Source organism: Streptomyces sp. SYSU D01066-1, assembly GCF_054956795.1.
The window spans coordinates 1-9,067 of record NZ_JBUDHV010000067.1; the positions used below are offsets into that span (position 1 = coordinate 1).

Here is a 9,067-nt window from a genome sequence, read left to right on the forward strand (position 1 = left end):
GGCGAGGTCATCAAGACCGTCCCCGAGTCCAAGATCGTCGAGACCCTGATCGAGGAGGCGATGAAGATCGCCGAGCAGATGGAGAAGGACGGCGTGGCGTCGGGCGAGCCCTCGGTGGCGGTCGCGGGCTGAGGCTCCCGGCGCGTTCCCGGCGCCGGCCGGGCACTTCCCGCCCCTCCGGCGTCCGGGGACGAGGCCCGCTCACGGCCGAGCGGGCGCCCGAGGGCGGCGGCCCCCGGCGCCACGGCGCCCGAAGGCCACCGGTGAACGAACGGCGACGGAACACGGGGCGACGCCGCAAAGCTTCCGCGGGTACAGTGCGGAGATCAGCAGACCCCAGCGTGAGGCCCGCACGTGTTGACGCAGACCACCTCCCGGGTCCTCGAACCGAGCGACCTGAACGCCGCGCTCGCCGTCCTCGACCGCGAGCCGGTCGCGAACGCCTTCGTGACGTCCCGGGTACGGGTCGCCGGCCTCGACCCGTGGCGGCTCGGCGGCGAGATGTGGGGCTGGTACGAGGACGGCATACTGACGTCCCTGTGCTACGCGGGCGCCAACCTGGTCCCCATCTGCGCCACCCCCCGCGCCGTCCGCGCCTTCGCCGACCGCGCCCGCCGGGCCGGCCGCCGCTGCTCCTCCATCGTCGGCCCCGCCGACGCCACCGCCCAGCTGTGGCGGCTGCTCGAACCCGCCTGGGGCCCGGCCCGCGAGGTCCGGCGCCGCCAGCCCCTGATGGTCACCGACCGCCCGCCCGCCCACATCGCCCCCGACCCGCACGTCCGCCGCGTCCACAAGGACGAGATGGACGCGCTCCTGCCGGCCTGCGTGGCGATGTTCACCGAAGAGGTCGGCGTCTCCCCGCTGGCCGGCGACGGCGGCCTGCTCTACCAGGCCCGGGTCGCCGAACTCGTCGGCTCCGGCCGCTCCTTCGCCCGCTTCGACGCCGACGGCAAGGTCGTCTTCAAGGCCGAGATAGGCGCCGCCACCGACCGCGCCTGCCAGATCCAGGGCGTCTGGGTGGCCCCCGGACACCGCGGCCGGGGCCTCGCCGCCCCCGGCATGGCCGCGGTCCTGCGCTACGCCCTGGCGGACATCGCCCCGGTCGCCAGCCTCTACGTCAACGACTTCAACACGGCGGCCAGGAGGACGTACCGCCGCGTCGGCTTCGAAGAGGTCGGCGCGTTCATGAGCGTGCTCTTCTGACCGGTGCCCAGGCGGCCGCGCGCCCCTGGGGCGCGCGGGCCGTACCGGTGCGCGGCTTTGCGCGGGGGCGCGACCGGCCACGACCACCCGCACCCCGGAAACGACGCGAACCCCCCTGTAGGCTCCGCTCCATGGACGCAGTGATCGGCCCCCTCGACCTCGCCGCCCACGTCGACGAAGCCCTGCAAGTCCAGGCCGCGGCGTTCGGCCTGGGACCCGACGAGGTCGCCGTCCGCCGCCAGATCGTCCTGCGCCACATGACCCACCCCGGCGCCCGCGCCCTGGGCGCGACCACCCCCGACGGACGTCTGGCCGGCTTCGTCTACGGCATGCCCAACGACCGCGCCCACTGGTGGTCCACGATCGTCGAGCCGTACCTGCGCGCCCGGGGCAACGACGCCTGGCTCGACGACTCCTTCGTCATCACCGAACTGCACGTCCACCCCGACCACCAGAACCTCGGCCTGGGCCGCGCCCTGATCACCACCATCACCGACGGCGCCGCCGAACCCCGTTCGATCCTCTCCGCGATCGACACCGACAGCCCCGCCCGCGGCCTGTACCGCTCCCTCGGCTACCGGGACCTCGCCCGCCAGGTCCTCTTCCCCAGCGCCCCCAAGCCGTACGCCGTGATGGGCGCCCCCCTCCCGCTGCTGCGGAGGTAACCGATTTCCGCCCCCCGCGACCGCCCGGTTAATCTCGTTCGTCACCACCCTTACTTCGCAGGAGACACGAGAACCATGGCGAACGCACCGGTCCAGCGCATGTCGAAGTTGTTGGCGAAGACGCTGCGCGACGACCCGGCGGACGCCGAGGTCCTCAGCCACAAGCTGCTGGTGCGCGCCGGTTACGTCCGCCGCACCGCCGCCGGCCTGTGGAGCTGGCTGCCGCTCGGCAAGAAGGTCCTGGCCAACGTGGAGCGCATCGTCCGCGAGGAGATGGAGGCCATCGGCGCCCAGGAGGTGACCCTCCCCGCCCTGCTGCCGCGCGAGCCCTACGAGGCCACCGGCCGCTGGGAGGAGTACGGCCCCGAGCTGTTCCGCCTCCAGGACCGCAAGGGCGGCGACTACCTGCTCGGCCCCACCCACGAGGAGATCTTCACCCTGCTGGTGAAGGACCAGGCATCCTCCTACAAGGACCTCCCGGTGATCCTCTACCAGATCGCCAACAAGTACCGCGACGAGGCCCGCCCCCGGGCCGGCATCCTGCGCGGCCGCGAGTTCCTGATGAAGGACTCCTACTCCTTCGACACCGCCGACGAGGGCCTCGCCGAGTCCTACGCCCTGCACCGCCAGGCGTACCAGCGCATCTTCGAGCGCCTCGGCCTGGACTACCGCATCTGCGCCGCGACCGCGGGCGCGATGGGCGGCTCCAAGTCGGAGGAGTTCCTCGCCCCGGCCGAGGCCGGCGAGGACACCTTCGCCGACTGCCCGAACTGCGACTACGCCGCCAACACGGAGGCGATCACCTTCGAGCTGAAGCCGGTCGACGCCGCGGACGTCCCCGCCCTGGAGGAGATCCCCACCCCCGACACCCCCACCATCGAGACCCTCGCCGCCTCCCTCGGCGTCCCCGCCTCCGCCACCCTGAAGAACCTCCTGGTCAAGGTCGACGGCGAGATCGTCGCCGTCGGTGTCCCCGGTGACCGCGAGGTCGACATGGACAAGGTCGAGGCCCACTTCGCGCCCGCCGCCGTCGAACTGGTCACCGCCGAGGACTTCGTCGGCCGCCCCGACCTGGTCCGCGGCTACGTCGGCCCGCAGGGCCTGGGCGAGAAGGTGACGTACATCGCCGACCCGCGCGTGGCACCGGGCACCGCGTGGATCACCGGCGCCAACAAGGAGCACACCCACGCCAGGAACGTCGTCGCGGGACGTGACTTCGAGGTCGACGCGTACGTCGACGTCGTCGTCGTGCGGGACGGCGACCCCTGCCCCGAGTGCGGCACCGGCCTCAGGCTGGACCGCGCCATCGAGATCGGCCACATCTTCCAGCTGGGCCGCAAGTACACCGACGCCCTCAAGCTCGACGTCCTCGGCCAGAACGGCAAGCCGGTCCGCGTCACCATGGGCTCCTACGGCATCGGCGTCTCCCGCGCGGTGGCCGCCCTCGCCGAGCAGCACGCCGACGACAAGGGCCTGATCTGGTCCCAGGAGGTCGCGCCGGCCGACGTGCACGTGGTCGCCGCGGGCAAGGCCCTCCAGACCGAGCTGGCCCTGGACGTCTCGGAGAAGCTCTCCGCCGCCGGCGTCCGCGTCCTGGTCGACGACCGGGCCGGGATCTCCCCGGGCGTGAAGTTCACCGACGCGGAGCTGATCGGCGTACCGCGGATCCTGGTCGCCGGCCGCCGCTCCGGCGAGGGCGTGGTCGAGCTGAAGGACCGCCGCACCGGCGAACGCGAGGAGCTGACGGTCGAGGAGGCCGTCACCCGCCTGACGGCATGACACCACGAGCACCCGCCCGGCCCCGCCCCCACGCCGCCGCTCCCGCGTGGGGCCGGTGCGGGTGGGGGCGGTGACATGTCGCCACCGCTCGCCGTCCGGCGTGACTCGCGTGCCGCTTCGGTAGGTGCTTTCGTGGTATTCGTGCTGTGCGTCGTGGTCCGTCATGGCCTGTCGTCGCCGTGTCCGGCCGTGCGGCCGGGTTCCGGTCGCCGTCGTATCCGCGTGGGGTCGCTGCGGGCGTGTCGCCGCCGCTCGTCGTCCGGCGCGGCCCGTGCGCCGTTCCCGTAGGTGTCTTCGTGGTATTCGTGCTGTGCGTCGTGGTCCGTCATAGCCTGTCGTCGCCGTGTCCGGCCGTGCGGCCGGGTTCCGGTCGCCGTCGTATCCGCGTGGGGTCGCTGCGGGCGTGTCGCCGCCGCTCGTCGTCCGGCGCGGCCCGTGCGCCGCTTCGGTAGGTGCTTTCGCGGTATTCGTGCTGTGCGTCGTGGTCCGTCATGGCCCGTCGTCGCCGCTTCCGCGCGGGGCCGGTGTGGGCGGCGCTCCGGTCACGTCCCGTGGCCGGTCACGCGCCGGCGTCGGTGCGGACGCCGGCGGACACCGGTCGCGTACCGTCCGCGTCCGCCGCGGCGGGCGGCGGTCGCTCGCCGGTCACCGCCCCCTCGCACAGGGCCCGGCGGCGGCCGGGCGGAGGCGGCGTACCCCGCCTCACAGCCAGCCCGCGAACTCCAGCAGCAGTTCCGCGTCCCGGGGACGGCCGACCCGCGAGGCCCGTACGCCCGACTCCACCGCCCGGAACAGGGTCCAGCCGCGCAGCCGGTCCCGGTCGACCTCCAGGGACTCCGCGAGCCGCTTGATCCGGCGCCGGACCGTGGCGGCGCCGGACGGCTGGGCGATCAGGTCCTCCACCCGGTCCCGCACCAGCCGGGCCAGGTCGAAGGCCGGCTCGCCCACCACCGGGTCGGGGCCCACGGCCAGCCACGGCATCCGGTCCCCGGCGAGCACCTTGCTCTGCCGGAACGTGCCGTGCAGCAGCCGCTCCTGGGCGGGCGCGGCCAGCAGCTCCGCGCGCACCGCCAGGGCCGCGTCCACCAGCGGCGCCACCGCCGGGTCGGCCTCGGCCCCCGCGCGCATCGCCGCCGCCTGCCGCCCGGTCCGCCCGGCCACCGTCTCGAAGGGATGCCCCGCGGGCGGCGCCACCCACAGCCGCCGCAGCGTCCCCGCCGCCTCCAGCAGCGCCCGCGCCTCCGGCAGCGACCGCACCGACACCTCCGGGTGCAGCCGTTCCAGCAGCAGGACACCCTCGGTCACGAAAGGCTCCAGCAACCGCACGGCGCCCCGGCCGCCCCAGTGCGCCAGCGCCGCCCGCTCGCTCTCCGGCCGCGCCCGGGGCGGGGCCAGCTTCAGCACCGCGGGCGTCCCGTCGGGACGGCGCACCAGCACCACCAGGCTGCCGCGCCCACCGGGCACCACCGTCCGCTCGACGGTCAACCCGCGTAGACCGACGGCCCGGCGAGCCGCCCCGGGCAGGCTCGCCAGCCAGTCGTCACCGTCCGGTGCCGTCTCACCGAGCGCCCTGACCAGACGCCGCGGCGGTTCGAAAGCCATGCGCGAGCCGTTCCCTTCCCGCACGGGCGCTCCCGTACGTGTCACGCGGTCGGTGTCGCCGGGGACGGCGCGGTACCGGCCCGCTCGGCGAGCCCTGGGAAGGCTACGCTTCCGCCGCGCCAGCGCACCGCGCGGACCGCCGCTTCCCGCAGCGCCTCGGCCGCCGCCGTCCGGCGCTCGCCGCCGGCTGCCCGTACCAGGTCCGAGTAGACCCCGGCCACCCGTTCCTCCAGCTCCGCCGCCAGCCGCGCCGCCGAGGCCGCGTCCGGCACCGGGAAGGGCAGCGCGTACCCGGCCTGGGCGGCGACCGGCGCCGCCCCGAGGTCGCGCACCTCGCGCCCCAGCGCGTCCCGCCGGGCCCGGTGCGCGTCGTACGCCGTCCGCGCTTCCGTGCGCCGGTCCTCACCCACCCGGGCGCCGACGACCCCGTAGCCGTACACCGCCGCGTGCTCGGCGGCCAAGGCCGCCTGGAGCGCCTTCAGCTCCCGCTTCTTCTCGTTCTTCCCGGACTCGTCGCTCACCGGTCGCCCTCCGTCAGCAGATACACGTGCCCCGCCCCGGCCGCCGCCACCGAGGCCAGCAGCCGGGCCAGCTCGCCCGGGACCTCCTCCAGCGCCGTCGTCCGCCGGCCGGCCAGCTTCCGCTCGGCGGCGGCCAGCCAGGCGAGCGCGTCCTCCTCGGCGGCCGGTACGGAGCCGGCGGCGGAACCGCCGTCCGGCCCCGCGGCCCGTGCGGCCTCCGAGGGGGAGGCCGAGGGGGACGCCGCGCGCGCCCCGCCGAACGCCGCCGCGTGCCGGACCACCTCCGCGCGCAGCGGACGCAGCCGCTCCGCCAGCGCGGGGTGCGCGGCGATCACCGCGGCGTACCGCGCGGCCAGCTCCGCGCTGTCCCGCGCGGCACGCGCGCGTGCCCGCTCGGCGGCCCGGGAGGCGGCGTCCGGCTCGCCGGAGCCGCCGGATCCGGTGCAGCCGGCCAGCAGCGCGGTCCCGGCGGCGGTGGCGAGCAGGCTCCTTCTGCGCGGGCGCGCGGGCGGGCGAGGCGATGGGGGCAACGACGACACGGCAGACGTCCTCGGCAGGCTCGTACGGAAGCGGTGTGAAGGAAGGGGTGTGAAGGAAGCGACGTGAAGGGAAGCGGTGTGCGGAAGCGGCGGAAGGCGGCAGGGGGGAAGCGCTGGGGGAGGCGGCACCGGAGGCGGCGCGCGCCTTGATCACCGTACCCGGCAGGCCGCCCGGCGCCACTCAGCGGCACCACCGGGCCCGGGTGGACGGCAACACCCCCCGCGACCGGATACCCTTTGACCTGACACGCGCACCGTTCCACAACAGCACACGCGGCCGAGGAGTCACCCGGATGAGCACCACCCAGAGCGAGAGGCTGCGAGAACTGCTGGAACCGCTGGTCGCCTCCCGGGGGCTGGATCTGGAAGAGGTCGCGGTGGACTCGGTCGGACGCAAGCGGGTGCTGCGCGTCGTCGTCGACTCCGACACCGGTGCGGACCTGGACGCGATCGCCGATGTGAGCCGCGCGCTCTCGGCGAGGCTCGACGAGACGGACGCGATGGGCGAGGGGGAGTACACCCTGGAGGTCGGCACCCCGGGCGCGGAGCGCGAGCTGACCGGACACCGGCACTACGTACGCGCCGTCGACCGCCTGGTGAGGTTCCAGCTCACCGGAGGCGGCGAGCTGGTCGCCCGGATCCTCGGTGTGGACGGCGAAGGACTCGACCTCGAAGTACCCGGCGTGAAGGGCCGCAGGGCCACCGCCCGCCGGCTCGCCTTCGACGAGATCGCCAGGGCCCGGGTCCAGGTCGAGTTCAACCGCAGGGACAAGCGTGACGAGCATGACGAGAACGACATGAAGGAAGAAGAGGAGGCGTAGCCGTGGACATCGACATGAGCGCCCTGCGGGGCTTGGTGCGGGAGAAGGAGATCTCCTTCGACCTGCTGGTCGAGGCGATCGAGTCGGCCCTCCTCATCGCCTACCACCGCACCGAGGGAAGCCGCCGCCGCGCGCGCGTCAAGCTCGACCGGGAGACCGGCCATGTGACCGTGTGGGCGAAGGAGGACCCGGACGACCTGGAGGAGGGGCAGGAGGCGCGCGAGTTCGACGACACCCCGTCGGACTTCGGCCGGATCGCCGCCACCACCGCCAAGCAGGTCATCCTGCAGCGGCTGCGGGACGCCGAGGACGACGCCACGCTCGGCGAGTACGCGGGGCGCGAGGGCGACATCGTCACCGGCGTGGTCCAGCAGGGCCGCGACCCGAAGAACGTGCTGGTCGACATCGGCAAGCTGGAGGCCATCCTGCCGGTGCAGGAGCAGGTGCCCGGCGAGACCTACCCGCACGGCACCCGTCTGCGGTCGTACGTCGTCCGGGTCGCCAAGGGCGTCCGCGGCCCGTCCGTGACCCTCTCCCGCACCCACCCCAACCTGGTGAAGAAGCTGTTCGCCCTGGAGGTCCCGGAGATCGCCGACGGCAGCGTCGAGATCGCCGCGATCGCCCGCGAGGCGGGCCACCGCACCAAGATCGCGGTCCGCTCCACCCGCTCCGGACTCAACGCCAAGGGCGCCTGCATCGGCCCCATGGGCGGCCGGGTCCGCAACGTGATGGGCGAGCTGAACGGTGAGAAGATCGACATCGTCGACTGGTCGGACGACCCGGCCGACATGGTGGCCAACGCGCTCTCGCCGGCCCGTGTCACCAAGGTGGAGGTCGTCGACCTGGCGGCCCGCTCCGCCCGGGTGACCGTGCCCGACTACCAGCTGTCGCTGGCCATCGGCAAGGAGGGCCAGAACGCCCGCCTCGCCGCCCGGCTGACCGGCTGGCGCATCGACATCCGCCCGGACACCGAGCAGCAGCCGTCCGAGTGAGGGAATAGATCCGGGCCGCCGGGACGCTGAGATCACTGACAGCTTCGCGACGGCATGTGTTCGATTCTTGCCCCGAAGGGGTGAGGTCGCCGCGGGGAGGTAGACTTAGGAGTGTCTGGCCGGACGCATGCTCGTGCATGCCCTGAGCGCACCTGTGTGGGGTGCCGGGAGCGAGCGGCCAAGGCCGGACTGCTGCGCATCGTGGCGGTCGAGGGCGGATGCGCCCCCGATCCGCGCGGTACGCTGCCCGGCCGGGGTGCGTACGTACACCCCACCCAGGTCTGTCTCGACCAGGCGGTACGCCGCCGGGCGTTCCCGAGGGCACTGCGCGTCCCGGGACCGCTCGACGTAAAGGCGTTGCGCCGATACGTCGAGCAGACGGAGGGTTGCTGACCAGGATTGCTGGTCGGGCAACCACGGCAAGTAAGACGTGCCGTACGGAACCCCGTACGGCTTGGTACCTCGCGAGTCGAAAGCAGGTCGAGATTGCGATGAGCACTCGATGAGTACGCGATGAGTACGCCCATGAACTAGCGACGGTCCGGACGCAACCCGGACCTCAAAGGAGCGAAGTGGCTAAGGTCCGGGTCTACGAACTCGCCAAGGAGTTCGGTGTCGAGAGCAAGGTCGTCATGGCCAAGCTCCAGGAACTCGGTGAATTCGTCCGTTCGGCGTCTTCGACGATCGAAGCGCCCGTCGTACGCAAACTGACAGACGCCTTCCAGCAGGGCAGCGGGAACGGCCGGTCCGCCGGCAAGCCCGGCGCCCCCCGCAAGGCCGCCCCCAGGCCCGCCGCGCCCTCGCCGGCGCAGGCCGCCCCTGGAGGCACCCCCCGCGCCGCCAAGCCGGCCGGAGACCGTCCGGCCGCCCCGCGGCCGGCCGCCCCCAAGCCCGCGGCCGCCCAGCAGCCGTCGGCCCCCGCGGCCTCCTCGGCGCCCTCGGCCC

At 73.9% G+C, this 9,067-nt stretch carries 10 protein-coding genes and 1 pseudogene; 8 read left to right on the forward strand and 3 right to left on the reverse strand.

What is annotated here, in order from left to right; all coding sequences use genetic code 11:
* The 4 genes and pseudogenes from ACY1JF_RS31660 to ACY1JF_RS31675 all read left to right on the forward strand — a co-directional run.
* Window positions 1-132, forward strand: a pseudogene (locus ACY1JF_RS31660) (flavodoxin-dependent (E)-4-hydroxy-3-methylbut-2-enyl-diphosphate synthase); the annotation flags it as partial.
* Window positions 133-354: 222 nt separating this feature from the next.
* Window positions 355-1,203: a GNAT family N-acetyltransferase gene (locus ACY1JF_RS31665; RefSeq protein ID WP_462708721.1), complete on the forward strand. Its 849-nt coding sequence runs from the start codon at window positions 355-357 to the stop codon at window positions 1,201-1,203.
* 131 nt (window positions 1,204-1,334) lie between these two features.
* On the forward strand, window positions 1,335-1,868 hold the full coding sequence (locus ACY1JF_RS31670; RefSeq protein ID WP_462708722.1) for a GNAT family N-acetyltransferase: 534 nt from the start codon (window positions 1,335-1,337) through the stop codon (window positions 1,866-1,868).
* A 75-nt stretch (window positions 1,869-1,943) separates the two neighbouring features.
* Window positions 1,944-3,647 (forward strand): proline--tRNA ligase, encoded by a 1,704-nt coding sequence (locus tag ACY1JF_RS31675; protein WP_462708723.1) that lies wholly within the window; start codon window positions 1,944-1,946, stop codon window positions 3,645-3,647.
* 702 nt (window positions 3,648-4,349) lie between these two features.
* Here the strand turns inward: ACY1JF_RS31675 and ACY1JF_RS31680 are convergent.
* Genes ACY1JF_RS31680 through ACY1JF_RS31690 form a run of 3 tightly spaced genes read right to left on the reverse strand, consistent with a single transcriptional unit; the run spans window position 4,350 to window position 6,300 of the window.
* Complete coding sequence (locus ACY1JF_RS31680) at window positions 4,350-5,249, reverse strand: aminoglycoside phosphotransferase family protein (protein ID WP_462708724.1); 900 nt, start codon at window positions 5,247-5,249, stop codon at window positions 4,350-4,352.
* 41 nt (window positions 5,250-5,290) lie between these two features.
* On the reverse strand, window positions 5,291-5,770 hold the full coding sequence (locus ACY1JF_RS31685; protein ID WP_462708725.1) for a ferritin-like domain-containing protein: 480 nt from the start codon (window positions 5,768-5,770) through the stop codon (window positions 5,291-5,293).
* On the reverse strand, window positions 5,767-6,300 hold the full coding sequence (locus ACY1JF_RS31690; RefSeq protein WP_462708726.1) for a hypothetical protein: 534 nt from the start codon (window positions 6,298-6,300) through the stop codon (window positions 5,767-5,769). Before ACY1JF_RS31690 ends, ACY1JF_RS31685 begins: the two co-directional genes overlap by 4 nt.
* 302 nt (window positions 6,301-6,602) lie before the next feature.
* Between ACY1JF_RS31690 and rimP the strand changes: the two genes are divergently transcribed.
* The 4 genes from rimP to ACY1JF_RS31710 all read left to right on the forward strand — a co-directional run.
* Entirely contained in the window at window positions 6,603-7,130 is a 528-nt protein-coding gene (gene rimP, locus ACY1JF_RS31695) for a ribosome maturation factor RimP (RefSeq protein ID WP_462708727.1), read from the forward strand.
* Between the two features lie 2 nt (window positions 7,131-7,132).
* On the forward strand, window positions 7,133-8,122 hold the full coding sequence (gene nusA / locus ACY1JF_RS31700) for a transcription termination factor NusA (protein ID WP_462708728.1): 990 nt from the start codon (window positions 7,133-7,135) through the stop codon (window positions 8,120-8,122).
* A 111-nt stretch (window positions 8,123-8,233) separates the two neighbouring features.
* Window positions 8,234-8,515 (forward strand): YlxR family protein, encoded by a 282-nt coding sequence (locus ACY1JF_RS31705; RefSeq protein ID WP_462708729.1) that lies wholly within the window; start codon window positions 8,234-8,236, stop codon window positions 8,513-8,515.
* 179 nt (window positions 8,516-8,694) lie between these two features.
* Window positions 8,695-9,067 (forward strand): translation initiation factor IF-2 N-terminal domain-containing protein (locus ACY1JF_RS31710; protein WP_462708730.1); only part of this gene is annotated, 373 nt, incomplete at its 3' end.